General features: G+C 42.7%; 22 protein-coding genes. 15 read left to right on the top strand and 7 right to left on the bottom strand.

Going from position 1 to position 26098, the window contains the following annotated elements; all coding sequences use genetic code 11:
- Nucleotides 1-233 precede the first annotated feature (233 nt).
- Nucleotides 234-4412: a S8 family serine peptidase gene (locus tag AC3EBE_RS22475; protein WP_488597258.1), complete on the top strand. Its 4179-nt coding sequence runs from the start codon at nucleotides 234-236 to the stop codon at nucleotides 4410-4412.
- 421 nt (nucleotides 4413-4833) lie between these two features.
- Here AC3EBE_RS22475 and AC3EBE_RS22470 read toward each other — a convergent pair whose 3' ends face one another.
- On the bottom strand, nucleotides 4834-6390 hold the full coding sequence (locus tag AC3EBE_RS22470) for an amidase (RefSeq protein WP_488597257.1): 1557 nt from the start codon (nucleotides 6388-6390) through the stop codon (nucleotides 4834-4836).
- A gap of 376 nt (nucleotides 6391-6766) precedes the next feature.
- Between AC3EBE_RS22470 and AC3EBE_RS22465 the strand changes: the two genes are divergently transcribed.
- The 4 genes from AC3EBE_RS22465 to AC3EBE_RS22450 all read left to right on the top strand — a co-directional run bounded on the left by AC3EBE_RS22465 (nucleotide 6767) and on the right by AC3EBE_RS22450 (nucleotide 10396).
- Nucleotides 6767-7645: an immunoglobulin-like domain-containing protein gene (locus AC3EBE_RS22465; protein WP_488597256.1), complete on the top strand. Its 879-nt coding sequence runs from the start codon at nucleotides 6767-6769 to the stop codon at nucleotides 7643-7645.
- Between the two features lie 193 nt (nucleotides 7646-7838).
- A complete protein-coding gene (locus AC3EBE_RS22460) occupies nucleotides 7839-9089 on the top strand; it encodes a helix-turn-helix domain-containing protein (protein WP_488597255.1) in 1251 nt (416 codons plus the stop codon).
- 319 nt (nucleotides 9090-9408) lie between these two features.
- Complete coding sequence (locus AC3EBE_RS22455) at nucleotides 9409-9930, top strand: restriction endonuclease (protein WP_488597254.1); 522 nt, start codon at nucleotides 9409-9411, stop codon at nucleotides 9928-9930.
- Nucleotides 9931-10117: 187 nt separating this feature from the next.
- A complete protein-coding gene (locus AC3EBE_RS22450) occupies nucleotides 10118-10396 on the top strand; it encodes a hypothetical protein (protein WP_488597253.1) in 279 nt (92 codons plus the stop codon).
- Between the two features lie 66 nt (nucleotides 10397-10462).
- Here the strand turns inward: AC3EBE_RS22450 and glpX are convergent, their stop codons facing one another.
- Nucleotides 10463-11419, bottom strand: coding sequence for a class II fructose-bisphosphatase (gene glpX, locus AC3EBE_RS22445; RefSeq protein WP_488597252.1), 957 nt, complete (start codon nucleotides 11417-11419; stop codon nucleotides 10463-10465).
- 234 nt (nucleotides 11420-11653) lie between these two features.
- Nucleotides 11654-12427 (bottom strand): DeoR/GlpR family DNA-binding transcription regulator, encoded by a 774-nt coding sequence (locus tag AC3EBE_RS22440; RefSeq protein WP_488597251.1) that lies wholly within the window; start codon nucleotides 12425-12427, stop codon nucleotides 11654-11656.
- A 258-nt stretch (nucleotides 12428-12685) separates the two neighbouring features.
- Between AC3EBE_RS22440 and AC3EBE_RS22435 the strand changes: the two genes are divergently transcribed.
- On the top strand, nucleotides 12686-13459 hold the full coding sequence (locus tag AC3EBE_RS22435; protein ID WP_488597250.1) for a triose-phosphate isomerase: 774 nt from the start codon (nucleotides 12686-12688) through the stop codon (nucleotides 13457-13459).
- A gap of 55 nt (nucleotides 13460-13514) precedes the next feature.
- Here AC3EBE_RS22435 and AC3EBE_RS22430 read toward each other — a convergent pair whose 3' ends face one another.
- Together AC3EBE_RS22430 and pdxA are read right to left on the bottom strand one after the other, a co-directional pair.
- The gene (locus AC3EBE_RS22430; RefSeq protein ID WP_488597249.1) at nucleotides 13515-14873 is read right to left on the bottom strand and encodes a four-carbon acid sugar kinase family protein; all 1359 of its coding nucleotides are present in this window, start codon (nucleotides 14871-14873) and stop codon (nucleotides 13515-13517) included.
- Nucleotides 14874-14942: 69 nt separating this feature from the next.
- The gene (gene pdxA, locus AC3EBE_RS22425) at nucleotides 14943-15968 is read right to left on the bottom strand and encodes a 4-hydroxythreonine-4-phosphate dehydrogenase PdxA (RefSeq protein ID WP_488597248.1); all 1026 of its coding nucleotides are present in this window, start codon (nucleotides 15966-15968) and stop codon (nucleotides 14943-14945) included.
- A gap of 312 nt (nucleotides 15969-16280) precedes the next feature.
- On the opposite strand from pdxA, the gene rpiB reads away from it, so the two are divergent.
- Complete coding sequence (rpiB, locus tag AC3EBE_RS22420) at nucleotides 16281-16736, top strand: ribose 5-phosphate isomerase B (protein WP_488597247.1); 456 nt, start codon at nucleotides 16281-16283, stop codon at nucleotides 16734-16736.
- A 77-nt stretch (nucleotides 16737-16813) separates the two neighbouring features.
- Here rpiB and AC3EBE_RS22415 read toward each other — a convergent pair whose 3' ends face one another.
- The gene (locus AC3EBE_RS22415; protein WP_488597246.1) at nucleotides 16814-17812 is read right to left on the bottom strand and encodes a LacI family DNA-binding transcriptional regulator; all 999 of its coding nucleotides are present in this window, start codon (nucleotides 17810-17812) and stop codon (nucleotides 16814-16816) included.
- Between the two features lie 427 nt (nucleotides 17813-18239).
- On the opposite strand from AC3EBE_RS22415, the gene AC3EBE_RS22410 reads away from it, so the two are divergent.
- The 8 genes from AC3EBE_RS22410 to AC3EBE_RS22375 all read left to right on the top strand — a co-directional run bounded on the left by AC3EBE_RS22410 (nucleotide 18240) and on the right by AC3EBE_RS22375 (nucleotide 25873).
- A complete protein-coding gene (locus AC3EBE_RS22410) occupies nucleotides 18240-19262 on the top strand; it encodes a zinc-dependent alcohol dehydrogenase (protein WP_488597245.1) in 1023 nt (340 codons plus the stop codon).
- Between the two features lie 81 nt (nucleotides 19263-19343).
- Nucleotides 19344-20369 (top strand): TRAP transporter substrate-binding protein, encoded by a 1026-nt coding sequence (locus AC3EBE_RS22405; RefSeq protein WP_488597244.1) that lies wholly within the window; start codon nucleotides 19344-19346, stop codon nucleotides 20367-20369.
- Between the two features lie 110 nt (nucleotides 20370-20479).
- Complete coding sequence (locus AC3EBE_RS22400; protein WP_488597243.1) at nucleotides 20480-20953, top strand: TRAP transporter small permease; 474 nt, start codon at nucleotides 20480-20482, stop codon at nucleotides 20951-20953.
- Nucleotides 20954-20961: 8 nt separating this feature from the next.
- Nucleotides 20962-22245 carry a TRAP transporter large permease gene (locus AC3EBE_RS22395; RefSeq protein WP_488597242.1) on the top strand — a complete coding sequence of 428 codons (1284 nt, stop codon included), beginning with the start codon at nucleotides 20962-20964 and terminating at the stop codon, nucleotides 22243-22245.
- A 243-nt stretch (nucleotides 22246-22488) separates the two neighbouring features.
- Complete coding sequence (locus AC3EBE_RS22390) at nucleotides 22489-23322, top strand: transketolase (protein WP_488597241.1); 834 nt, start codon at nucleotides 22489-22491, stop codon at nucleotides 23320-23322.
- Nucleotides 23322-24278, top strand: coding sequence for a transketolase family protein (locus AC3EBE_RS22385; protein WP_488597240.1), 957 nt, complete (start codon nucleotides 23322-23324; stop codon nucleotides 24276-24278). Before AC3EBE_RS22390 ends, AC3EBE_RS22385 begins: the two co-directional genes overlap by 1 nt.
- A 5-nt stretch (nucleotides 24279-24283) precedes the next feature.
- Nucleotides 24284-25042: an SDR family NAD(P)-dependent oxidoreductase gene (locus AC3EBE_RS22380; RefSeq protein WP_488597239.1), complete on the top strand. Its 759-nt coding sequence runs from the start codon at nucleotides 24284-24286 to the stop codon at nucleotides 25040-25042.
- Nucleotides 25043-25162: 120 nt separating this feature from the next.
- Nucleotides 25163-25873: a FadR/GntR family transcriptional regulator gene (locus AC3EBE_RS22375; RefSeq protein WP_488597517.1), complete on the top strand. Its 711-nt coding sequence runs from the start codon at nucleotides 25163-25165 to the stop codon at nucleotides 25871-25873.
- Between the two features lie 129 nt (nucleotides 25874-26002).
- On the opposite strand, the gene AC3EBE_RS22370 is transcribed toward AC3EBE_RS22375, so the two are convergent.
- A partial coding sequence (locus AC3EBE_RS22370; protein ID WP_488594034.1) for an IS3 family transposase occupies nucleotides 26003-26098 on the bottom strand: 96 nt, incomplete at its 5' end.

The raw sequence follows: 26098 nt of genomic DNA, 5'->3' as shown, positions 1-26098 counted from the left end.
GTGGAACATGGGGACGGTTCTCGCGTTCCAGAATGAAACGCAAGAACCGTCCCTGCGTTCCACAACTAGTCCTTTCCTCCCGTAGCTCCCCAGCAAAAAGGAAGTTCCGCCACAAAATCCCCTCCCCATGTCCCGTTTAATTACCCCAATTTACGCCTGATAGAAAGCCCCCTTACTATGAATGTAGAAAGTATTTATACTTTTCTAATAACTTATATTTCAGGGGGATGAGCATGAAGGGACGTAAGAATCTATTAAAGGGTGCTTTGGCAGCGGGGTTACTGGTTTCTGCATCTGTGCCTTTTAATGTTTTGGCAGAGAAACCTATGGTAACAGTGGATGAAGCGGAGAAGATCCTGAACAGTCTTTCGGATGAACAGAGAGAGACATTGCAGCAGCTTGAAGTGGGTCCGGGATTTGTCATTTCGCCTGAAGTGAATACGAAATCGCCTGAGCTGGTCAACATTATCGTTGAGTTCAGCCAGGCTCCTGCAAAGGTGGAAGTGAAAAAGCAGGCTTTGAAGGGGAAAAAGCTGGCGCTTAAAACTGCTGAGGAAAAAGTCGAGCTAGCCCACAAGGAATTCAAAGAGCAAGTTCAAGCTTTGAAAGCCAAGAGAGGCGCAACGCTCTATGATCCTAATAAAATCGAACTGAAACGTGAATATAAGCATGCTTTTAACGGTGTTTCCATGAGCTTGCCGGGAACAGCGGTTGAAGAGCTTCTTCAATCAGGGGCGGTAAAAAGAATCTGGAACGACGCTGAGGTTCAGCTGGAGTTTCCAAAAGGCGAGCAGGCTAAAATAACCCCGAAAATGGCAGACAGCATCCCGCAAATTGGGGTGGACAAGCTTCACAATGAAGGAATCACCGGAAAAGGCATCAAAGTTGGGGTTTTGGACACTGGTCTTGATTACACGCACCCTGATTTGACAGATTCCTATAAAGGCTACCGCGGGCAGGCTGGCACAGATCCGAAAGCAGTTGATCCGTCTTCCGTAAAAGGCTGGGACTTCATTAATAACGATGCCGATCCGATGGAGACAACTTATACGGATTGGAAAGCAACAACAAAGCCGGAATTTAGCGCAGGCTCCTCCTACTATACTTCGCATGGCACACACGTATCTGGCACAATTGCTGCCCAGAAACATAACAGCGTCGATTATGCAGTAAAAGGTGTCGCTCCCGATGTAGATTTATACGGATATAAAGTGCTGGGTTCGTATGGCTCTGGACAGACAGAGGGCGTACTGGCTGGAATCGACAAGGCGGTTGCAGATGGCATGGATGTCATCAACCTTTCGCTTGGAGCAGCGGTTAACGATCCGTTATATCCTACTTCTGTAGCGATTAATAATGCGATGCTTTCTGGCGTCGTTTCAGTTGTAGCTGCGGGAAATAACGGTCCGAATGAAAAAACACTCGGCTCTCCTGGTACAAGTGCATTTGGAATTACCGTAGGTGCAAGTGACGCGGCGATGTCGATTCCGACTTTTAAGGCGACTGCTGGGGACTTAAGCTTTGAAAATATGAAACTGCTTGCGAAAAATTTTAGGGATAACCTGAAAGAATTAGAAGGAAAATCGTATCCGCTTGTGTTCACGGGCCTGGGTAAGCCGGAGGATTTCACTGGCAAGGACCTGGCCGGAAAAATCGCCCTGATTGAACGCGGTGAGCTTACCTTTGATGTAAAGGTCCAAAATGCTAAAAAGGCAGGCGCCATTGCCGTTATCATCTACAACAACACCGAAGGGGAAATCCCGGTTTACATTGGTGAAAATACAAAATATATTCCGACATTCCAGTTGTCAAAAGCGGATGGAGAGCAGCTTAAGAACACAAAGGATGCAGCTGTTGCTTTTAACCAGTTATCTTCGATCAAAACAGAAGGCGACTCCCTCGCCGACTTTAGCTCAAGAGGGCCAGTCAACAGCAGCTATGACATTAAGCCGGATCTGGTAGCACCCGGAGTATCTGTATTCTCCACCTATCCTGAGTATATGAACAGCCCGGAGGAAGGCCTTGATTATACAGCGGCCTATGCCCGCTTGAACGGAACTTCGATGGCAACCCCTCATGTTGCCGGGGTAGCGGCATTGATTTTACAGGAGCATCCCGAGCTTGATCCGTTTGCGGTAAAAGCAGCACTTATGAATACCGCAGACGATTTGAAGAAGGATTATTCAGTCTATGAGGTAGGGACTGGACGTGTCGATGCCTATCAGGCGGTCCATTCGGATGTTTCTTTTAACGTGATCGATAAAACCGACCATATTGAGAACGGCGAATATGTAGAAGTAGAGGAGCTTACAGGCTCAATCAGCTTTGGTAACCATTACATCGATGGCGGAGATGTCCAGGATAGCCGCAAGATTAACGTAACGAATAAAGGTGCACAAAATAAATCATTTAAGGCAGAGATTGAGTATCACCAGGCAAGGAAAGGTGTACAGGATGGAATTGAAAATAAAATTAAGCTGGATGTTCCGGCATCGATCTCATTAGCAGCAGGAGAGACGAAAGAAGTGGCAGCCGCGATAACTGTTCCTCAAGATGCTGAACTGGGCCGCTACGAGGGCTATATTCATTTTACAAATGAAGAAAACCCGGAAGAAAGCTACCAAATTCCATTTGCCATCCGTGTGACAGATAAAGGCATTGAGTACGCTGAACCACTTGCCCCTTCTGTTTCGAATGATACACCGTACCACCAATATTACGCTCCTGGCACACATTTCGTATTCAAGTTCAAAAGCCCGATGGAGCGGTTTGACCTGATTGTGAAGGATGCGAAAACTGGGGAGGCAGTAGGGGTCATCGGCAGCTATGATGCCAGAGGTGCTGTGCCGGACCGCGAATATCTGATTTTCTTCGGACACAGAGGACTTGCTTATCCGTTTACAGGCAACAAAAAGCAGCCAATTGCCGACTATATTCATAAGCTTCCGGAAGGTGAATACGTACTTGATCTGATCAGTACGGACAAAGACGGGAAAACCTATCATTCTGAAAGTGTTGGTGTCGTCGACAATACTCCGCCTAAAGTGGAGCTTGATATTGAACCTGGCGTAACAGAAGTGAATGATAGCATGTTAACGGACGAAGATGGCTACCATGCTCTATGGGTTCATGGGAAAGTGACCGATTCAACCGTGGGTTTATTGCAGCAGCGAGGCTTTGATTACACGCAGAAATCTAATACAGTAGGATACTATGAAAATGGCATGCCATTCATCATGGGATTCCTGCCGATTGCTGATAATGGTGATACAAAGTTTGGGGTCCTGCCTGAAGAATACGGGACAAATCCATATCAGCTAGGCTTGAGACCATGGGATATCGCGACCGCTGCTGAAACCATCGGAAACCAGCAATACGTCTTTGTAAAAGAAGGAACAGGATACGCGACAAGCCGCTTTGATAAGAAGAGTGTACAGTTAAATGATGAGATCACGGTAACGCTCGATTTAAACAATGTAAAGAAATTCGTTTCCGGTTCCACGAATATTGATCTGTATGTTGACACGATGGAATTCCAGAAGGTAAAAGTAAATCCAGCATTCGAAAAGCTTGCTGCTGAAAAAGGAGCGGAAGTGAAGCTGGATGAACCAGTTACCGGTAATAATACTGTAAAAGTAGGAGCCAAGCTGGAAGGACAGGGCTTTGAAGGGATCAGTGGAGATACGCCATTCCTGGATGTTACGTTCAAGCTGATTGACGACACTTTTAACAGTAAAAGCCTGGGTGTCCGCTTGAAGGAATTAACTTACCAGGAACAGGGCAAGGCAGGATTGACCAAAATCCCAGCCTACAGCTTAACTAGCTTCAAGGTCATTTCCAAACACACAAGATTGAATGGAAACATATTCCCAGAAGCATTCCTGACAGAAGGCGGCTATCTCGATAATAAATATGATATTACGAAGCTGAACACAAAGGTTTATGCAAAAGGAACAGATGGAACCATCTATCCTGCCATTCCGGATAAAAGGGGATTATATGAAGTCATCGTTCCAGCCGGCGTATCCTATACTGTTTATACAGAAATTCCAGGACACTTAACTCAGAAAAAGAACCTCATGGGCGGAATTGAAGTGGACGGCGAATACCGTGGGATTTACTGGAGAGAGAATCCAGGAAAAAACCTCGCTGGTGATGTAACAGGAGATCAAATCATTGATATCCGTGATCTGAAAGAGGCAGTCAACCATTATGGTGAAAGGGATCCTCTGAACATCAGTCTCGATCTCAACCAGGATGGCATCGTCAATGAAACAGATGTCAGATGGATTGAGAAGAACTTCCTGGCAAAGGGCCCGATAGCAGGGGCAGGCGCCCAGCCGATGGCGACGATCGGGAAAAAGGGGTTAAAAGACTTCTTGAAGATGATTGGGCTTGAACCCAGGGAATAAATACTTAAAAAAACAGCTCTGTTAATGGAACAAATACGAACTAGGCAGGATAGTAGAATAATAGTAAACTTTTATAGCGTATTTTAAACAAAAATACGCCGCAAAATAAATAAAGGCTAGGCAGAAAGAGCCTAGCGATCAGACTAACGGGGTGCGATTATTCAATAAGAATAATCGCATTTTCCTTATTCAACGGGTGCTAATGATTAAAGAAGGGGGATCGTAACTCCGATCCCTATTCTTATGAGGAAAAATTAGAAGACCCAATTAGTATTAAGAAACTAAGTATTGAGGTAAGATTCCATTGGTACTCTGCTCAGTTCCTTTTTTAAAAAGATGATGTACTTCCATTAGTAAAAATTTGTTGTTTTCTCAAGACTTGCAAGGCTAATGGAACTGACCTCTTTTTCTAGGAAGGTTCTTATTTTAGTTCAGGCGCTTTTCGATGGTTAGTTCCTTCTTGATAAGCGTAGGCTAGTTTAATCAATGTTGGCTCGTCGAATTCTTTTCCTAGAAGCTCGAGTCCGACTGGAAGGCCGTTGTCATTGAAGCCAGCAGGAACCGAGATTGCAGGGAATCCTGAATAAGGACTTAAGCGATTGGCATTCCCTGCACCTTGGCTTTTGCCCACCTGTGCCGGTAAAGCACTCGAAGTTGGATAGAGCAGTGCATCAAGGTTATGTTCATTAAACGTTGCCATTAAGCTTTCCCTTGCCATTTTAGGACGATGGGTAATAATGTCCTGGTATACCTCATCATTTTCTAATGATTCTCTTTCATTTCGGGATTTTAATCCACTTTCCAAACTTGGATGGAATTTCCCGCTTTCAATAATATCTGATAACGTTCTTACAGGTGCATCCGGTCCCAGGCCAGCCAAGTAATCATTTAACTGAAATTTAAATTCGTATCCACTTAAGCTAGGATAAGAAAGAATTGTACTAAGATTGGGAACTGTTACCTCGAACACTTCTGCTCCAAGTACTTCCATGTCCTCAATCACTTGATCCATCACTTTATTGACCTCAGGATCGTTCCCAAACAGGTCGCGAATGACGCCTATCCGGGCTTTCTTCAATCCATTTTTCTTAAGATAATGAGTATAGGTTTTGGGAACTTTTCCGATACTGGCTTTAGTAATTGGATCTGCTGGATCATAGCCAGCAATTGTATCGAGCACGACAGCCACATCTTCAACCGTACGTCCTATCGGTCCGCCGACATCCTGTGAAAGTGCAAGTGGAATGATTCCATCGCGGCTGGCAAGTCCCATAGTAGGCCGAAGTCCAACCAGGTTATTAAAGGACGAAGGTATTCGGATGGACCCGCCAGTGTCCGTCCCTAATCCGACAGTGGCAAAGTTGGAAGCAACCGCTGCTGCCGTACCACCGCTTGAACCACCTGGGTATCTTGTTAAATCATATGGATTATAGGTTTGTCCACCAAGGGAACTAATTGTTTGGAATCCGAAAGCAAATTCATGCAGGTTCGCTTTCCCTAAGATGATTGCACCTTCATCTCTTAATCTTTTTGTTTGATAGGCATCATTTAGAGGGATGGAACCTTCAAGTGACAGGGATCCTGCAGTAGTTTGCATATCGTATGTATCATAGTTGTCTTTTAATATAACCGGAATTCCATGCAAGGGACCGCGAACTTTTCCCGCTTCGCGCTCTTTATCTAGTTGTTTCGCTTCTTCTGCTGCATTTTCGTCAACCGTAATGATGGAGTTAATGCTGTCATCGTACTCCTTAATTCGCTTGAGATAGAATTGAACCAATTCCTCAGAGGTTAACACCCCCCTCTGCATCGCATGCTGCAATTCAAATATCGTCGCTTCCTCAACCTCAACCGATAAAACTCTTTCGGCAACAGGGCTCGCTAAATTAGAAACCGCACTTGCTGGACCTGCGTACGTCCCCAAAGCCATTACTAGAACAGTGAAGAAAACTATAAAATTTTTATACAACTTTTCCATGTGGAACCTCCTTTATTTTTCGGAATAATTAGAATATATCAATCTACATTTATACTGTATATAAGTGGAAGGTCGTGAAATAATTGGTTGATAGGGAGTATAGCCTGCATAGAAGGGGTCATTTTGTCCCGCTTTTACAGTCAGTATAAATTCCGGTGCTTAGAAGCGCCTCAAGAAGTAACGGGGTTAGTTACACAAGAGACAGACAAAAAAACGCAAAAAAAATTGCGGCTCACACCCAGCAGATTATTTTGAATTACCAGCTGCTATATGCCGGACCCAAAATTTAAATTAGGTAATCATTCCTGGTTTTATAAAATTTGGTAACTCGCATTTCTCAAAATCGTCAAGTTGAATAGAGAAGGAGGTTCTAATAATGAAATTATCAAGGCTATTAATTTTAGTAATGCTTTTGTTGCTAAGTGGCTGTAAAGATATACAAACTGTTGAGAGTGAAAATTCAATTGGAGAGTATAAAGATTATTACACAGATACTTTTGCAAATGTAGTTAATGGAGGGACATCCAGAAGATCAACTGGGAATGTATTTCCGAGATTTAATAGAAATTATGGAGCAATCATAGAGGTTTATCCTGGTGATACATATAAGCCAGATCTTCCGAAAACCTTGAAAGATGGCTATTATGCAGAAGTTTTATTGGAAGAGGTTAATAGACACGCTGAGCAGCCAAAGGTAATCTTTTCAACAAAAACGACAAATTTAGAGGAAGCTAAGGTAAAGATTCCAAATGCACCTGGTAAGTTTTATCGATATTCGATTACCATTAGGGATGAAAAAAATCAATTCAAGGATATTAAATACGATCCACTATATACAACTTATGAAAATTATAATATGGCAATAAGAATGGCAAAGCCTTCGTATAAGGAAAATGAACTAATAACGTTTGCTGTGACAAATTGGGGACCTAACTATCTTTCTGTAAGTAGAAATTTTACAGTTCAGAAAAAAACAGGGGATAGTTGGGAGACAATCAAACCTAACATTCCGGATAATGTAATAAAAGGAGAAAAAACACTGATTGGAATCATTCCATCAGCATGGAATATGAGTTATCTGGCAATAGACAGTGATTCATTCTTACTTCAGGACAAGGCTACTGAAACCATGGTATTGCGTTATTATTCTCTAGATGAGGGAGAATACAAGATAATCGTAAAGGCGGGTTCCTCTAGACACGTTTATCAATTGGAGGATACATTTATAGTTCAAAAATTATACGAAGTCACATAGATTAAAACCTCTAATAACCAGGAAAGCGTTGGTGAAAAAAACAGAGAAAATTCGTGTGCAAATTGCTCTGCTATTATAGTTAACTTTTATATTAGTTTTTACATGTGCGAGGTACTTGAAAAGAGAACGTCATAAGAAAAGTCTCCCGTTTTTTTGTTATAATGTTAAAAATAATCTTCCATTGAGGTGCAGCATGATAGAGGGGAAAATCATCAAATTTTACAGAGAAAAAGCAAATTTGACCCAAGCGGAGCTGTGCAATGAAATCTGCTCGGTCACCCATCTTAGCAAGATTGAAAGAGGAATTACCGAATATTCTCCTGAAATCACCACTCTTCTCGCAAAAAAACTAAACATCAACCTTGAAGCGGAAATCACCCGCTATCACCAATCATCACAGAAATTGAATCAGTGGCTGGAAGCGATGGTCATGCAGCGTGAGGGTGATTCCAGAGCCTTGAAGTTGGAGCTTGAAAAAGAAAGTTTAATCGGCATGCCGGAGTTTCAAGTAGTATTCCAATTGCTGTCAGCAAGGTATTACCTTTTATTTGATCATAACTTAGACCTGGCTTATACGATGATGCAAAACCTCCATAATCAAGAGGCAGATCTTTCACCTCAGAACCAAAACACGCTTAAGCACATTCGCGGGATTTGTTACTTTTTAAAAGGGCAATTCCGAGAGTGTATCGACTGTTTAACTTCCATCAACCCCGAACAATACAGCAATGAAGAATACTATTATCATTTGGCTATTGCTTATCATTCCATCCATTCAAATATAACCGCCTATTATTACGGCAAAAAAGCCCTGAGCTTTTTTCAAAGAACATTGAATATCCTTCGAATCATTGATACGGAAATGCTATTGATCGTTCAGTTAAATGCAAAAGAACTCCACGATTTTGCCGAGACAAAGGCAAAGTACGAGCAATTGATCAAATTGAGTGAAACCCTTCATTCAACAGATCGCATCGGAAAAATCTATTATAACCTTGGATTTGAATGCTACCGCCGCAAGATGTACAAAGAAGCAGCAGATTACTTTCAGAAGGCCATCGATTTATTGGGAGAAGCATCGCCGCATTATCTCTCTGGTTTAGACAACTATATCCGTACCTGTCATAGCGGGAAGCTCTACTCAGAGGCCACACTAATCCCGCTTGCAGAAAAAGGCATGGAGCATGCCAAAACAAGCAGCTCCCCAACCTGGATCGAATTCCAGCTGCATTTATACGAACTAACCAAACAAACAGATCAATACTATCAATTCGTCGAGGAAACGGTCATCCCCCACTACCAAGAAATCGGCTACACCATCCTAATCGACCACTACGAACGAAAACTATTTCAGCACTATCTCGAAATAGGAGAAAAAGACAAAGCCCTGGAACTCGCCGACAAGTACATAAACTCTAAGAAGAGCTTTTATAATCATGAGTGAAGTGATGGAACATGGGGACGGTTCTCATGTTCCATTCTGGAACACGAGAACCGTCCCTGTGTTCCTATTCAGAAGGCCAGACACCATCCCAAAAGTGGGATCGTGCATGGCCTTTTATTAATATTAGAAAGCAATGTCACAAATTTATGGGGAAAGGAAAATGAGAACCTTTCATCCTTTCTTATCGTGTCGAAATATATTAAAAGTTTGTCGATAAGAGGCGGAGTTTATTGGTATAATTTACATATAAATAGAAATGTTTAGGTACTTTCCTTATTTAGTTTAGTAGAAATTTCATTGAGAGAAGGATACGGATGTGATGGAAGTCTTCGAAGGTCATAAAACAGGTTTTGAGTTGCTATGGTCAGTCATAACGGCAGACACTCTATTCACGACTATATTATTGTTGTTTTTTGGAGGACCTTTGTTACTCGCGTTTGTGACCAAGTTACTAAGAGAACAGAAACTAAGAAAATCTGGAATTTTAGAAATTGACCACATGCCCGGCAGGACATTCGAAGAGTATCTTCAGGTTTTATTGAAAACGAGAGGGTATAGTGCCGTTCTGACGCCAGTAAGTGGAGATTATGGAGCGGACCTGATTTTAACAGCAAAAGGAAAGAAAATTGTTGTGCAAGCAAAGAGATATAAAAAGAAAGTAGGTGTAAAGGCCGTTCAAGAGGTAGCCTCAGCAAAGAGCCATTACCAGGCAGATGAATGTTGGGTTATTACTAACAGCTACTTTACTGAGCAGGCTAAAAAATTGGCGAAGTCAAATCAAGTTATATTGATTGATCGCAATAAGCTGATGAATTGGATGCTTGAGCAGAAGGGTGCGTAAAGTGGAACATGGGGACGGTTCTCGGGTTCCAACGGAGGAAGCGATTGGTGTCCCTGTGCTTCAAAATAAGGGGAATATAAAATGGTTGAAGTTATTAAACTTGCACCAGAAGATTTACAAACTATTGACGTAATAAAAACATTTTATTAACCGATGTTTAATGTATTCAGAATTAGGAGGAATCGTAATGAACCAACCCATTAAAAGTACGAAATACTGCGATCTATTAGCACAAGGAATAACACAAGAAGGTGAAGACATATCAGCAGTGGAAAGAATTTTTGTTAAATCTCTAAATAGGAAAGAAATCCGGTTTGCTTGGTATAAAGAAAAAAACGGTACAAGAAAGTTTCAGTTGAGGCCGCTGGATTTACCTGAGGAAGAGTTACTAATATTGATAAAAAAGGGTTTGGATAATGGGGTTTTCTCAAAGGAGTTCAGAGAAGGTCTTAAGGAAGTCCTGTAAGGATTAGAAATCACGGTGACGGTTCCCAGTTCCAGAGTGGAACGCAAGAACCGTCCCTGCGTTCCATCAGTTTTTTACCAACGCCTGTTCCTCCAGCACCCGATGTATAAAGTGATACTCCTTCAAATTCCCAAAGGTAGCAAAGCTATGCACGCTTATTTCATTCTCATGTTTTCTGGAGACACCTTTTAGCAACAGTCCATCCGTTACTCCAGTGGCAACGAAAAAGCAGTCTGTGCTTTTTACAATGTCCCTTATATTCAGTTTTTGATCTGGAGCTGGAATCCCCATTTTTATGCATCTTTCACGTTCCTGCACGGTTGATGGCAATAAGCGTCCCTGGAAATCGCCGCCTAAGCATGATAGGGCTGCTGCTGATAAAACGCCTTCCGGTGCGCCGCCGATGCCAAGGAACATGTCGATGTCCATTTCTTTGATTGAGGTTGAGATTGCCGCAATTACATCCACATCACTGAATAGGATGACACTTGCTCCTAAGCGTCTGATTTCGTTGATAACATCTCTATGTCTATCGCGGTCTTGAATGATGATTCTTAGCTGGTCTATCGATTTGCCGTTTGCTAAGGCTACGGCCTGTAAGTTTTGTTCGAGTGGGGCGTCAAGGTCGACCTTGCCTGCAGCACGGGGACCTACTGCGATTTTATCCATATACATATCTGGGGCATGAAGCAGGCAGCCAGAAGGGGCACCGGCAATGACGGCGATTGAATTGCCCTGGCCGTTGGATATCAAATTCGTGCCATCAAGGGGATCGACGGCAATATCAATTGAGGGACCGGTCCCTGTTCCTACCTTTTCCCCAATATAAAGCATCGGAGCCTCATCTAGTTCTCCCTCGCCAATGACAATCTTTCCATTCATATTCATTTTGTTCAGCTGTTCCCTCATCGCGCGGGTGCTGGCACCGTCTGCTTCGTTCTTTTCTCCTTTACCCACCCATGGATAAGCGGCTAATGCAGCTCTCTCCGTAACATTAATAAAATCCAATAACAGTGATTTCATTTTTCCACCTCATTCTGGATATTCACGGACACAGTTTTATAAAAGAATCTTAATTAATATTCTGAATACAAGAGAGGGTTTTGTCAATCGTTTATTTTCGTTTGTTATTATTTATTTTCATTTATTTTCATATGAAAAGTTATAATAGGGACGTTACCGGGGGAGCGGATAAGAAAAAGGATGTTAAAGCCGTATAGATGGTTATCACCATACGTCTAAAACATCCTTTTAAAATTATTCAGCTATCTCTAACTGTATATTGCTGGAACTGAAAAAGTCATGCATTTCCTCAGAAACTGGCTGGTCTGTGATAAAAACATCAAGGTCATCTGGACGTGCGAATGTCGCGATGGAGCTTTTGTTCAGCTTGCTGTGGTCCAGCAGGGCGATTACTTTGTTGGAAGCAGAAACCATGATTCTTTTCAGCTCTACTTCGTACAGGCTGAAATCCGAAAGCCCATCCTTGGTATTGAAGGCATAAGCAGAAGTGAAAAGGATATCGATATTAATTTTTCGCAACAGCTCCTCACCTAGAAGACCTTCAACCGAGTTGGAAGCATTGCGGACAATTCCACCTATAATGATTACAGTTAAATAAGGATTTTCTTTGAGCATTGCAGCAGTGGAGATGCCGCTTGTCACAACCGTAAGCCTCATTTTTGTTTCACTTAGGTATCTGGCAAGCTCAAAGCACGTAGTACTTGCGTCGAGAAGGATACATTGCCCCTCCTGAATGAATTCGAAAGCCTTGCTGCCAATTCGCTGCTTTTCTGAACGGAATTTCTTTTCGCGGATTTCGTATTTCTTATCGATTAAATCGGAATCCTCTTCTCTTTTCATCGCGCCGCCATGAGTCCGGATCAGCAGGCCTTGCTTTTCCATATGATTTAAATCGGAGCGAATGGTAGCAGCAGAAGTATTAAGCGTATCCGTCAATTCATTGACAGTCACGATCTCTTTCTCTGCAAGGATTTCTAGAATTTTATTTCTGCGTTGATCAGCGAACATAATTTCATCCTTTCATCTATGTAAACTATTTATGGTAATTGCTCTGCAATAATTTAATATGCCATCTATATTATATCGGAAAGAAAGAGAAAAGAATTCATTATTTAAATATTTCTTGTTATTTTTTTTGTGAACGTTCAAAGAATGCTTTCATTTTCATTTGATTCAGTTTGTAATTGACAATTATCGAAAGCAAGGAATAAGATAATGGTAAATTTACAATTTGATTCACGAGAATGATAGAAAGCAGGTGGGATAATGAAAAAAGTGTACATAGGAACCAATTGGAAGATGCATAAGACCATTGAGCAGGGGAGGCAATATTGTCGTGAATTGAAGGAAATTGCACAATGGTTGGATGATAGAATCCAGCTATTTATCATCCCGCCATATACTTCCTTATCCTCATTGAGGGATGAAGTTGAAGCCCCGATTCTTTTAGGCGCCCAGAATATGCATTGGGAGGAAGAGGGGGCGTTCACCGGTGAAATTTCTCCTCTTATGCTAAAAGAAATCGGGGTTGACCTGGTTGAGTTGGGCCATTCTGAAAGGCGAGCCTACTATAATGAAAATGACCAGGATTTGAATAAAAAGGTACGTGCTGCGCTGGCAAACGGGATGAAGCCCTTGCTATGCATCGGCGAAGAGCTGGCGGACAAGGAGCAGGGAATCAGTGCGGAATCACTTTCGATTCAGCTGAAAATTGGCCTGAAGGATATTTCTCGAAAGCAAGTGAAAGATGTTCTCGTTGCCTATGAACCAGTTTGGGCGATTGGAGCTGGCGGTATGGAGGCTCCGGCTGATTATGTACATAAAATGCATGACCATATTCGAAAGGTATTGGCAGAGCTTTTTGGAGCAGCCGGGGAAGAAGTGCCGATTTTATTTGGCGGCAGTGTGAATATAGGGAATGCCATCGATTATTTGGAATCCGACAATGTGGATGGTTTGTTCATTGGACGGTCTGCCTGGGATTTACAGAAATTCGAACCAATCCTTAAGGCAGTGGAAGAGCTTATTCAGGAAAAATAGCAAAAAAGGTGCGGACTCATGTTGGTCCGCACCTTTTTTCATACATGTTGAAGGGTTACGCATGGATACAATCTGAATCCTGCCTGGAGGCTTCCCTCATAATCCTTTTTACGATTTTGATCGCCGTGTCATTCGATCCTGTCAGACCGCCTTTCCCTACAACAAGCAGTCCGTGGTATTTGCCTCCGATGATTCTTCCAAGATCTGCTTGTGGGATGACATAATCGATCAGTTCGATTCCTTTTGCTCCTAAAACCTGAAGAACATTGACCATAGTGTCACCGCCGGTCATGTAGATTCCCCGGATATCTCCTAGTTCCTTGCTTAACAATTTCGAGACGATTTTTCCAAGCCCCTGGTTAATATTTGCTGCCCCCTGGCCTGGAAGAAGCCCTAGTTCATTTTCTTTTTCAGCTAAATTCATCACTTCACCCGTTAGGCAAGTCTCGAGTAAGATTACGTTCGGTCTTCGCGTCTCCAAAGTTTTCTTTGTTTCCTTCACGGCACGCTCTACTTCATAAGGAGCAAATTTATTCGTATCAATCAGGTCTGTTGCAGAGACGGGAACTTTACACGCCCACCCAAACTCTGTCAGCGCTTTCATTTGGACCCTGGTCACGGGGGTGGCGCTGCCAGCTACCACTAAAACAGTGCCATTCAGCTGTTGCTCTGAAACAATCTGTGGGGAGCTTTCCGCCATTTTCCTGCTGAAGCCTCTGCCAGCTGCAAGTTTTTCTGTGAACGGGCCAGGGTCTACCGCTAACACCTTCCACTGCAATTCTGCGACTGCTTCTGCAATTGATTCCACATCTTCAACTGTGATAGCGTCGGCAACAATATATTTGGCTCCGCTATCTTTCGCTTTCTGGAGACTTTGGATCAATGCATCTTTCCCTGCAAGCAATGAACTTAATGGGATTGATTCAATCTTGTTGCTTGTTTGCCTGGACAACAGTGTAGGAACATGGGATTCAGTAACCGGGGTCCTGACATCGGTGGCAACAGAGGTTTTGGATAACGCCAGCCCATCGATAATCGAATAGCCGCCGACTACAATCCGCCGCGATTGAGGCATGGCCGGGACAATCACAGCCACTGTGTCCGGATCGAGTTCTTCCAGCATGGCATCAATTTCATACCCGATGCCGCCTCTCAAAGTAGTATCGATTCTTTTGGAAAAATAAGTTACACCCTGCAGCTTTAAAGCAGCCACTGCCGATTTTACTTTTTGCTGCGCAGTTTCTTTAGCTAAAGCTCTGCTGTCACTGCTCAGGACAATAGCATGGTAGTCCTGGTCGGTATCAAGCGATCCTTCATCAAAAAAAGCAGCGGCTGAAATGCCGGCTTTTGCCAATAAAACCCCAACCGTGGTAGCTCCGGTCAAGTCATCTGCTACAATTCCCAATTTGCACATTACGTTTTCTTCACCTACTTATCTAATAGTCAAACAGGAAAGATCAAAAATCTTTCCTGTTCGAAGGGATTATAGTTGCGCAGTTAATGCGTTTTGCTTCATCTTCCAGTAATCAATGGCCACAAGTGTTGCTTCAATCATACTGACCGAACCGGCTACACCTTTTCCAGCAATATCAAAGGCTGTTCCATGGTCGACAGAGCTTCTCATGAAAGGCAAACCCCATGTGATGGTGATGGAACGTTCGAAATCATATGTTTTGCAGGCAATGTGACCTTGGTCATGATATAGAGATAGAATCGCATCATAATTTCCTTTTAACCCAAGGTAAAAAACAGAATCTGCTGGAACCGGGCCAACTGCATTAATGCCAGCTTCCTGGGCAGCCTGGACAGCGGGAATTAGATTTGTTGCTTCCTCCGTACCGAAAAGGCCGTTGTCAGAAGCATGAGGATTCAGGGCTGCCACAGCAATCTTTGGATTATTGAGGCCAATGCCATTCATTTCATTCTGGATTTGCTTCACACAATCTAGTACTCTCTCTTTCGTAGCGTAGTCACAAGCTTCCTTCAAAGCTTTATGGCGGCTGACAAAGAATACTTTTAAATTATGGCAGTTGAACATTGTCAACGCATAATCAGAATTCGTCAATTCTCCATAGATTTCTGTGTGGCCAGGCTGCGGGCAGCCTGCCAATTTGATTGCTTCTTTATGGATAGGTGCAGTAGCAACAACATCAATCTCATTATTCAATCCCAAATCAATTGATTTTTTTACATAATCATAAGACATTTGTCCAGCAAGCTTCTGGACCTTGCCATATACAATACTGTCACAGTCATAATCGGCCGTTTCCAGGACATCGATGGTTCCGTATTGAAATTTCCCCTCAGCAGTCTTACTGATCTTATTAATCTCAAAATCACAGTTTTTGATTTCCATAGCCCTCTTAATAATATCAATCGAACCAATCAGGAAAGGTTTGCTCTCTTCATATACCTTCTCCTGCATAATCGTGTCCACTGTAATCTCAGGACCAATCCCAGCTGGATCCCCAATCGTAATCGCCACAACAGGCTTCTTCACATTAGTCATTTTATTCTCTCCTCTTTGTGTATTTAAAATCTCTAAAAGACTTAATTATTTGTAATTCATCTTATTGTCATTTTCGTTATTTGTCAATTGATGTTTAATTCAATGTAACAAAAAAGCGTTTAAACAAAAACGAAAGTATTATTATTAAAACATCTTAAAAAAGTTAATTATTTCACAGGATTAGTATCTATTTCAAACGAATATCCTTTCGTTAACTTTCGTTCGTTTAAAAAGTAATTGACTAAATCGAAAATAAATGAAAAAATAAGAAACAACAAAACGAAAGAAAATGATAAAAAGGAGAGATTCAAAGTGAAAATTGGAATCGGTTGTGACCATAATGCTTTTTCCATGAAGGAAGAAGTAAAAGCTTATATTCAGGAACTTGGCCATGAAGTTGTTGATTATGGCTGCTATTCAGAAGCTGAAGTAGATTATCCAGGTGTTGCTTTTAATGTAGCTTCAAATATTGCGGATGGTAACCTGGAGAGGGGAATCCTCATTTGCGGCACCGGCATTGGCATGTCGATTGCAGCGAACAAGGTTCCCAATATCCGTTCTGCCCAGTGTCATGATGTGTACTCTGCAGAACGTGCTCAGCTAAGCAATAATGCACAAATCATTACCATGGGTGCAAAAGTGATTGGCGTTGAAGTAGCAAAGAAAGTGGCGGAAGCCTATCTTAATGTATCTTTCCAGGGTGGCAACTCTGCGCGGAAGATCCAGCAGATCATGGACAAAGAAAAAGAATACCTTCTTGGCTGCTAATCCGAATTTTAAAAGTACCCTGTGAAAGGCGAAATTTCATAGGGTACTTTCTATTAAACTGCGAAATTATGATTCCATCAGCATCCGCAGGATTTTCGCCTGATCAGTGACGTTGGGATTTGTATGTGTTTCGAGTAAAGCGGGTTATTAATCTTATTCATTAAAACATCAAAGGCTGTTCGGCCGATTGTTTCTGCGGATATACTGACTGTCGTGATCGGCGGGTTGGTGATGCTTGCTCCTGCAAAGTCTCCGAACCCTACCAGTGCAATGTCTTCGGGGCATTTAAGCGATAGCTCATTTATTCCCTGCATTGCGCCGATTGTCATTAAATCACTTAATACGAACAGCGCTGTTATTTGCTTTTCTTTCGTCAGTAATTTTTTGGTGGCGTTAAGACCATTATTGACTGTAGCGTAACCAACTTCGAGATAATCCTCATTAAAAGGTACATTGAATTCCTTAAGTGCAGCTTTGTACCCATTGATTCTTTCGATTGTTGGCGTAATGTTTGTCCTTGATAAAATCAGGCCGATATCCCTGTGGCCATGTTGCAGCAAATGGATTGTCGCATCATACCCTGCCTGGAAGTCATCTGCCGTAACCCTTGGCAGTTCAGGGAATTTGGGATCATAACGAATTACCTGAATGATGGGAGTATCCAACTGGATTTCGTTTTTTAAATAGCCAAGGTCCATTTTCGTAGGGGTAAGAATGATTCCATCCACAACATGGGAGCTTAGCAGTTTGATAGAATCCTTCTCGTAATCCTGGTCTTCGCTGGTGTTTACAAACAGCAGGCGATAGTCCAACTCGCGGGCGCGGCTGCCGACGCCATTCATAATTCCAGTTACATACGTATCGGGAAAGCTGGACACGATCAACCCTGCCGTTTTGGTAATCGGGCTGCGAAGGCTTTTGGCTCTAGTATCGGGTATATAATTGTATTTTTGTATGATTTCAGTGATTAACTTACGCTTATCTTCACCAATGTTCTTTGTTCCGTTTATTACGTGGGACACAGTCGCAATGGAAACGCCTGCTTCTTGCGCGATATCCTTCATCCTTACTTTCATATTATTCACCCTAAGTTAAACGATTTTCTTCGTATTCGTACCTTATTGTAATCTTTGCCAGTAAAAAATACAACGCTTACATTTTAGAAAATTTTAAATATAAAAATAGTTGTTGATTTAAAAGAGTCATTTTGTTATATTTTACTTGAAAGTGCATAAACTGAAAGAAAGTGAAAGAAATTGAAAGTATTTGAAATTTCAAAAAATGTATTTACAAGCAATAATCCCAGTTGGTATACTTGTCTTACAAAGTTTGGTAAAACGATTTACTAATTTAACCACTGGTTTCAAAACAAGATAAGCTAGACTGTGCACCTAAGTTTCGCACTATTCTGATAAAAGTTTTCTTTAAGCTGATAGTGCTCCTCATTTTATGAAAGAAATGAAAGCGATTACTAAATTACGCCAGGACAGGGGAGGTACAAACTTGAAAGCAGCTTTGTTCGATGAAATCAAACATATGTCATTAGTCGAAAAAGAGATTCCTGAAATTAAAAATCATGAAGTGCTGATTCGGGTTGTGACAGCAGGGATTTGTGGTTCTGAGGTTCATGCCTATATCGGAACTCATCCGTTCAGGAAACCGCCAAGTATTTTAGGTCATGAAATTATCGGCAATATTGTTGAAATAGGAGACAAGGTAGCAAACCTTCAGGCAGGCGATCTGGTGACGGTTGAGCCGCATGTTGGCTGCGGAGAATGCAGACCTTGTTCAGAAGGAAGATACAATCTTTGCAAAGATAAAACCGTCCTTGGCACACAAAAATGGGACGGTGGATTTGCGGAATATATGACAGCTCCTGAACAGGCAGTATATAAGCTGCCGAACTCTCTTTCACCGCATCTGGCTGTCCTGACAGAACCTTTAGCAGTTGGTGTCCATGCTGTAAATGTCGCGGGTGTAAAGGAAGGCGATAAAGTTGCCATTCTTGGCTCTGGGCCAATTGGACTGCTGACAGCGGTTGCCGCTCATTATAAAGGAGCGGAAACGATTTGCTTGACGGATGCAGTTGACAGCAATCTTGAACTCGGAAAAAAATTATGCGCCACACATGGCGTCAATGTAAGGGAACAATCACTGAAAGAATATACAGCCGAGCATATTGGTGAGTTTGACCATGTTTTTATCACCTTCGGCCATCCATCAGTTATAGAAGATGCTTTTAACGTCGTCAAACGAAAAGGGAAGATTATCTCCATCGCATTATTTGAAGAAAAAGTGCCGATTGATCTGAATAAGGTGATGATTTCTGAAGTCCAGATATTCGGTTCTTCCATGTATGTGAAGGAAGACTTCGACACAGCGATTGAAATGATTACTAGCCGGAAATACAGCCTCGAGTCACTCGTTACTCATCGTTTTCCGTTTGATGAAATTAATACGGCCATGGAAACAGCGCTAAATAGAAAAGGATCACCAATCAAGATTGTCGTTGATTTACCACTATAATCATCTTTTTTAAAATGTAGATATGTATATGAAAATACGTATCTATTTTTAATAAAAACAATAGTTCAAGGGGGAAGTTATATGAAAAAAGCTAGGAAACTCATGTTCATTGCATTAATTTCATTCCTGATGATCACTTTAGCAGCTTGTGGCGGTACAAAAGAAGCGAGCACTGGCAAAGCCAGCGGCGGCTCCAAGGATGGGAAGATCACGATTAAATTTGCCCACAGTGCAGTAGAGGCAAACTCTCGACACAAGGCGGCGCTTAAGTTCAAAGAACTAGTAGAAGAAAAATCAGATGGGCAAATCACTGTTCAAATTTTTCCGAACGAAGTGCTCGGAAGTGAGCCTCAAATGGTAGAAGCGGTAGCTTTCAACGATATCCAGATGGTAGCTGCAAGTACGTTTGCACAGTATGAGCCAAAGGTAGACGCATTTGGTTTGCCGTTCCTGTTTGAAACGAATGAAGATGCATGGGCTGCAATCGATGGCCCGATCGGACAAGAGGTCCATGAGTCCCTTCTTAAAGATAACTTGCGAGTCCTTGGACATCTTGAAAATGGATTCAGAAACATTACAACTAGTAAAAAAGCGATTAAAACGGTAGATGATTTGAAAGGCTTGAAAATCAGGACGCCAGAACAGCCTGTCCTGGTCAGCATCTTTAAAACTTTAGGAGCGAATCCTACTCCGATGGCTTTTGGTGAGCTTTATATGGCTCTGCAGCAAGGTACAGTTGATGGCCAGGAAAACCCAATTTCCAACATCCATGCAAGTAAGTTTTATGAAGTCCAGAAGCACTTAACATTAACAGGACATTCTTATAGTGCAACAACTATGGCGATCAGCGATAAGTTCTGGAAGACACTTACGAAAGAACAGCAGGAAATCATCCAGTCCAGTGCAACGGAAACATCTAAATTCCACCGTGAAATGGTAATGGATCAGGAAGCAGATCTTTTAGAAGACCTGAAGAAGCAAGGTATGGAAGTATTCACTCCAGATAAAGCTGCGTTCAGGGAAGCATCTATGGATGTGTACAAAGAGTATGAAAAAGTGTACGGCAAAGACCTGATCGATCGCCTGCTTGAAGCATCAAAGCAGTAGTTTAATTGAAAGCAGAATCTATCCTAATATGAACCTTAGGTGGGTTCTGCTTTTACCTTATGGTCATGAGGGATTTACCGTTTTCACGGATTGAAATGAGGGGGAAGAACATGAAGGTGTTGAGGTGGCTGGATGATAATTTAGAAGCCTTTTTACTTGTAGTATTAAGCATCCTGACTGTAGTGGTTATTTTCATTCAGGTATTCATGAGATATGTGCTGGGGTCATCCCTGGTATGGTCTGAGGAACTGGCACGATATGCTTTTATCTGGCTGGTTTATATTGGAGTAAGCTATGGAGTGAAGAGAAGGGCCCATATCAGTGTTGATGCATTGTCAATGGTGCTGAACAGGACGGGGAAATTTGTCCTTGAGTTTTTGGCGAATATTGCTTTTCTTGCCTTTGCGGTCATTCTTACTTACTTCGGATACATGGTTGCAATTGAAGTAACACGATTGTCACCGGCAATGGAGATTCCTTTGATGTGGGTATATCTAGCGCCTACTGTCGGCTTTTTCTTAACGACAATCCGGATCATTCAGCGAATGTCACTTCAAATTAAAACGTATAGGATTGGGGAGTAGGTGATCGTATGACTGCGCTAATTTTATTTGGAAGTTTCATATTCTTTCTCTTGCTGACAGTTCCGATAGGCATATCCCTTGGTCTGGCGACTCTGACCACGATCCTGATGGCTGATGTGACTTCAGTTGAATACCTTGCACAGAGCCTTGTAGCCTCAACGGATTCCTTTCCATTAATGGCAGTTCCGTTCTTTATTTTAGCTGGAGAGATTATGGGGAAAGGCGGGATCTCACAGCGCCTCTTTAAATTGGCTAACGTTTTTGTCGGGAATTTTACTGGAGGCTTTGCGATGGCGGCCGTCCTGACTTGTATGTTTTTTGCCGCAATTTCCGGTTCAGGTCCGGCTACGGTTGCAGCAGTAGGGGGAATCATGATCCCTGCCATGGTCGGCTATGGTTATGACAAGAAATTTGCTACGGCGGTTGTTGTTTCAGCGGGTGCTTTAGGAATTATCATTCCGCCAAGTATTCCAATGGTTGTATACGGTGTTTCAGGAAGTGTTTCAATCGGTGACATGTTCCTTGCCGGAATCCTGCCAGGAGTTTTCATCGGTTTATGCATGATGGTATGGAGTTATATTCATTCCAAAAAGAACAATTATAAAGGAACTGGAGAAAAATTCACGCTGAAAAATGCCTTGGCTGGCATCAATGAAGCCAAGTGGGCGATTTTGATCCCGATTATCATTTTAGGCGGGATTTATGGCGGGATCTTCACGCCAACTGAAGCAGCTGTTATCGCAGTAGTTTATGCGGTGATTATCAGCTTGTTTGTTTACAAGGAAATCAAACTGAAGGACTTCCCGAATGTCATCAAGGATGCGGCCCTTACTTCAGCGACGATTCTGATCATTATTGGTACAGCAAACGCGTTTGGAAAGATTTTAACACTCGAACAAATTCCTTCAATGGTTGCAGACTTACTGTTGAGTATTTCTTCAAACCCATTGGTCATTATGCTGTTGATCAACATTCTGCTCCTGTTTGTGGGAATGTTCATGGATACGACGGCTGCGATTATTATCCTGACACCAATTTTGCTTCCGATTGCTTTGAACATTGGCGTAAACCCTGTGCACTTTGGAATCATCATGATTGTTAACCTGGCGATCGGATTCATCACGCCGCCAGTTGGAGTCAATCTATTTGTCGGATCAGGGATTTCAGGATTGTCTGTTGGAGTCTTATCTCGGGCGATTATTCCATTCCTTATTTCGATGCTGATCAGCTTGACTGTCATTGTCGTGCTGCCAGAGCTATCACTATTTTTACTTGATTTCTTTGGAGAATAAGTTGAAGTTTAAGAACACGCTTGTACGTAGTAGAGGGGTGTTCTAATTTCATAGGTATACTTAGCATACAAGTAGACAACTAATTTATTTTTAACCAGGTGCAGCTTAGATTGAAGAAGTTGTATGGATTTACTTTGGTGGCAAGTAGACAAATGTTTGTATTGGATTGCGGTCACTTAGGATACAAGCAGACAAATGGTATATGAGCAATCTCATTAGAAATTTTTATAAGAGGTGAAAGAGATGAAGAATATCAGTGTTGAAGAATTAAAGCAAAAGGCGATCGAGCTCAGACAAACAGCGGTGACGATGGTGCATAAAGCCCAATCCGGTCATCCAGGCGGCTCTCTCTCAGCGGCCGATATCGTGGCAGCACTTTACTTCAGGGAGATGAATATTGATCCACAGAACCCGACATGGGCAGACCGCGACAGATTTGTGTTGTCAAAAGGCCATGTTTGTCCGATTCAATATTCCGCGCTGGCGCTTCTCGGATATGTACCTTATGAGACGGTTTATACATTAAGGCAATACGGTTCTCCTTTTCAGGGGCATCCAGACATGAAAAAGTGCCCCGGAGTCGATATTTCAACTGGTTCTCTTGGACAGGGGCTGTCATGTGCGGTCGGAATGGCTGTTGGCGGAAAAAGAGATGAAAAAGCATATCGCGTCTTCGCTATGGTAGGAGACGGAGAATGCCAGGAAGGTCAGATTTGGGAAGCTGCCCAGAGCGCTGTCAAATACCAGCTGGATAATCTTGTTGTTTTTGTCGATGATAATGGGCTGCAAATTGATGGGACAACAGATGAAATCATGCCGAATCTGGATCTGGAACAGAAGTTCAAAGCATTCGGCTTTGAAACGAAAAGAATTAACGGTCATTCAATGGAAGAAATCGTCGAGACACTCGATGGAATAAGAGATTCAAAGAATGGCAAACCAAAATGCATTGTGTGCGACACGGTAAAAGGAAAAGGCGTTTCGTTCATGGAGAATGTGGTTGAATGGCATGGGACTGCTCCTAATGATGAACAGTACAATCAAGCAATGCAAGAATTAGCTGGGGGGTTGAAATAATGAGTTTATTAGAGAAAGATCTCACTGTTAAAAAGGCTACTCGTGATGCCTTTGGCGATGAAATCCTGGAATTAGGCAAGAAGAATAAAGATATCTATGTTGTGGATATCGACATCGGAAAGTCATGCAAAACGACGAAGTTTGCGAATGAATTACCGAATCAGCATATCAATGTCGGGATTGCGGAACAGAATGGCGCCGGGATGGCTGCTGGACTTGCGACTACTGGAAAGATTCCTTTTATCAGTACGTATGCGGTATTTGGATCCTTAAGAATGGCGGAGCAGATAAGGCAGGAGGCTTGTTATCCGAACCTGAATGTCAAGATTGCATGTTCACACGGCGGACTGACTCCAGCGAATGATGGCGGCAGCCACCAGGCAATCGAGGATATGGGGGTCTACCGCACCATCCCTAATATGACCGTAATCATGGGTGCTGACTATCACTCTACTAGAAAACTCGTTGCACAAGCCGCTGAAATATACGGGCCCGTTTATCTTCGTTTTACAAGAGATGCTGTTCCGGTCATTTATGACGAAAACGAAGAGTTCACAATCGGCAAAGCAAAGCAGATAAAAGACGGAAACGATGTTGTCATTATCGCAAACGGAGATACTGTCTCGCTTGCAATCGAAGCAACGAAGGAATTGGAGAAAGAGGGGGTCTCCGTCAAATTGCTTGATATGCATACGATCAAGCCGATTGATCGCGATGCCGTCGTTGATTGCCTGAATGTCGGAAAAATCATCACAGTAGAAGACCATAACATTTTAAATGGCCTTGGAAGCGCAGTTTGTGAAATCGTGGCTGAAGAGGGCCGCGGGAAAGTCCGCAGAGTTGGAGTCCAAGACCAATTCGGCCAGTCGGCTCCTTATGAAAAGCTTCTGGAGTTAAATGGAATCACTGTTAACGAAATCGTAAAAATCGCAAAAGAATTAGTCGGACAGGAGTGAATAGGATGTTTGAATTAAATGATAGAGTTGCAATTGTAACAGGCAGCGGGTCGGAAAGAGGGATTGGCCGAACAATCGCTTTGACGCTCGCAAAGCAGGGAGCTGCGGTTGTTGTCGCAGATTTGAACTCGGATGGAATCCAGAGCACAGTGAATGCAATCACCGAAGCCGGTGGAAAGGCATTGGGCGTGGAGCTAAATGTAACTAGCAAAGAATCCGTTGATGCCATGGTGGAAAAAGTACTTGGAGAGTATGGCAGAATAGATATTCTTATCAACAATGCAGGGATTTCTCAAAAAGTGACTGTTGAGGATATGACAGTCGAGGATATGGCCAGGGTTTTTAACGTAAACATGTTTGGATTGTTCCTGTGCACTCAAGCAGTTTTGGAGCCAATGAAGAAGCAAAAGTTTGGACGGATTGTCAGCCTTTCTTCTGTATCGGCTAAAAGAGGCGGGGGAGTATTCGGCGGAGCTCATTATTCAGCATCTAAAGCGGCTGTGCTGGGATTCTCCAAAAACCTGGCCCGCGAAGTGGCGCTTTATGGAATTACAGTTAACTGTGTAGCGCCAGGACTTGTTAATACAGATATTTGGAAGTCGCTTCCGGAGGATGCTGCAAAGGGCGTTATTGCAGGGATCCCGATGGGCAGACCTGGTGAAACAGAGGAGGTTGCATCAACGATTGCCTTCCTTGCATCAGAGGAAGCATCTTATATTACCGGCGAAGAAATTGACATAAATGGCGGCTCGCACATGGATTAATTTTTCCAACAGATACAGGCATCCCAATCGCGGCTGCCTGTATTATTTATGTGAAGACGGTTGTTGTAATGCTGGTAAAAATATATAATTTGGTTAATTCTTTGATTATTTTTGAAAGAAGTGATTTCAATTAAATTCAACCCAGTTTCCAGCAAGAAATTATATATCCAAATATATAATCAAATCCTTGAGCAGATTCAGTCAGGTACATTTGAAATAGGGGATAAGCTGCCAGCTGAACGAGAGCTGTGCGAGCAGTTTGGCGTCAGCCGGGCGCCCATCAGGCAGGCCCTCAGTGCCTTGGAGATGAATGGGATCATATTCACTCGCCAGGGAGAAGGCATCTTTGTTAAAAACACTCAGGTCGCCAGCGAAAGAACCCAATCCACTATGTTCCTTGAATCCGTTTCTCCTGAAGATATCGTCGAAACCCGGAAGAACTTTGAGCCGATGATGATCAAGTATGCTGCCAGGAGAGCGACAGAAGAAGATATCGAGAGGCTGCGTTCGACTATCGAACAAATGCAGGCAGAAACCGAAGCAGGCATATACGTCCCGGAAACAGATGAAAAGCTTCACAACGAAATAGCCAAAGCTTCACGCAACGAATTGTTCATTCAATTCATGTCCGCCATCCACGACGCCATGAAGCAGCAGGAAATGTGGCGATTCATCCGGGACCGCACCGTAACCCGGCCAGATTACCGAGAAACCAACTTCACCGAGCACAAGCTCCTGATTCAAGCTATCGAAGACCACGATGAAGAAGAATCCGTCAGACTCATGAAATTCCATATGCAGAACTTAGATGATATGTATTGGAAAGAGTAGGTGGAACATGGGGACGGTTCTCGCGTTCCAAGTGGAACGCAAGAACCGTCTCCATGTTCCAAAAGCCAGGCACCATCCACAAAGTGAACTGTACCCCGTCAAGTAGACAATCGAAATAATAAAAATGATTTAAGCGGCGTTAGCTCTATATTCTATAGGGCTAAGGCCGTTTAATCGTTTTTGATATCTATCGTGATTATAAAAATGTATGTATTCATCTATTGC

The sequence above is a fragment of the Mesobacillus sp. genome, from assembly GCF_057785455.1.
Note: the sequence above shows the minus strand (reverse complement) of the source record. Positions and strands in the feature narration are given on the sequence as shown.

Excerpts from the sequence above, each read along its gene's own strand:
- AC3EBE_RS22475 (WP_488597258.1), top strand. The coding sequence starts at position 234 with ATGAAGGGACGTAAGAATCTATTAAAGGGTGCTTTGGCAGCGGGGTTA.
- AC3EBE_RS22470 (WP_488597257.1), bottom strand. The coding sequence starts at position 6,390 with ATGGAAAAGTTGTATAAAAATTTTATAGTTTTCTTCACTGTTCTAGTA.
- AC3EBE_RS22465 (WP_488597256.1), top strand. The coding sequence starts at position 6,767 with ATGAAATTATCAAGGCTATTAATTTTAGTAATGCTTTTGTTGCTAAGT.
- AC3EBE_RS22460 (WP_488597255.1), top strand. The coding sequence starts at position 7,839 with ATGATAGAGGGGAAAATCATCAAATTTTACAGAGAAAAAGCAAATTTG.
- AC3EBE_RS22455 (WP_488597254.1), top strand. The coding sequence starts at position 9,409 with ATGGAAGTCTTCGAAGGTCATAAAACAGGTTTTGAGTTGCTATGGTCA.
- AC3EBE_RS22450 (WP_488597253.1), top strand. The coding sequence starts at position 10,118 with ATGAACCAACCCATTAAAAGTACGAAATACTGCGATCTATTAGCACAA.
- glpX (WP_488597252.1), bottom strand. The coding sequence starts at position 11,419 with ATGAAATCACTGTTATTGGATTTTATTAATGTTACGGAGAGAGCTGCA.
- AC3EBE_RS22440 (WP_488597251.1), bottom strand. The coding sequence starts at position 12,427 with ATGTTCGCTGATCAACGCAGAAATAAAATTCTAGAAATCCTTGCAGAG.
- AC3EBE_RS22435 (WP_488597250.1), top strand. The coding sequence starts at position 12,686 with ATGAAAAAAGTGTACATAGGAACCAATTGGAAGATGCATAAGACCATT.
- AC3EBE_RS22430 (WP_488597249.1), bottom strand. The coding sequence starts at position 14,873 with ATGTGCAAATTGGGAATTGTAGCAGATGACTTGACCGGAGCTACCACG.
- pdxA (WP_488597248.1), bottom strand. The coding sequence starts at position 15,968 with ATGACTAATGTGAAGAAGCCTGTTGTGGCGATTACGATTGGGGATCCA.
- AC3EBE_RS22415 (WP_488597246.1), bottom strand. The coding sequence starts at position 17,812 with ATGAAAGTAAGGATGAAGGATATCGCGCAAGAAGCAGGCGTTTCCATT.
- AC3EBE_RS22405 (WP_488597244.1), top strand. The coding sequence starts at position 19,344 with ATGAAAAAAGCTAGGAAACTCATGTTCATTGCATTAATTTCATTCCTG.
- AC3EBE_RS22400 (WP_488597243.1), top strand. The coding sequence starts at position 20,480 with ATGAAGGTGTTGAGGTGGCTGGATGATAATTTAGAAGCCTTTTTACTT.
- AC3EBE_RS22395 (WP_488597242.1), top strand. The coding sequence starts at position 20,962 with ATGACTGCGCTAATTTTATTTGGAAGTTTCATATTCTTTCTCTTGCTG.
- AC3EBE_RS22390 (WP_488597241.1), top strand. The coding sequence starts at position 22,489 with ATGAAGAATATCAGTGTTGAAGAATTAAAGCAAAAGGCGATCGAGCTC.
- AC3EBE_RS22385 (WP_488597240.1), top strand. The coding sequence starts at position 23,322 with ATGAGTTTATTAGAGAAAGATCTCACTGTTAAAAAGGCTACTCGTGAT.
- AC3EBE_RS22380 (WP_488597239.1), top strand. The coding sequence starts at position 24,284 with ATGTTTGAATTAAATGATAGAGTTGCAATTGTAACAGGCAGCGGGTCG.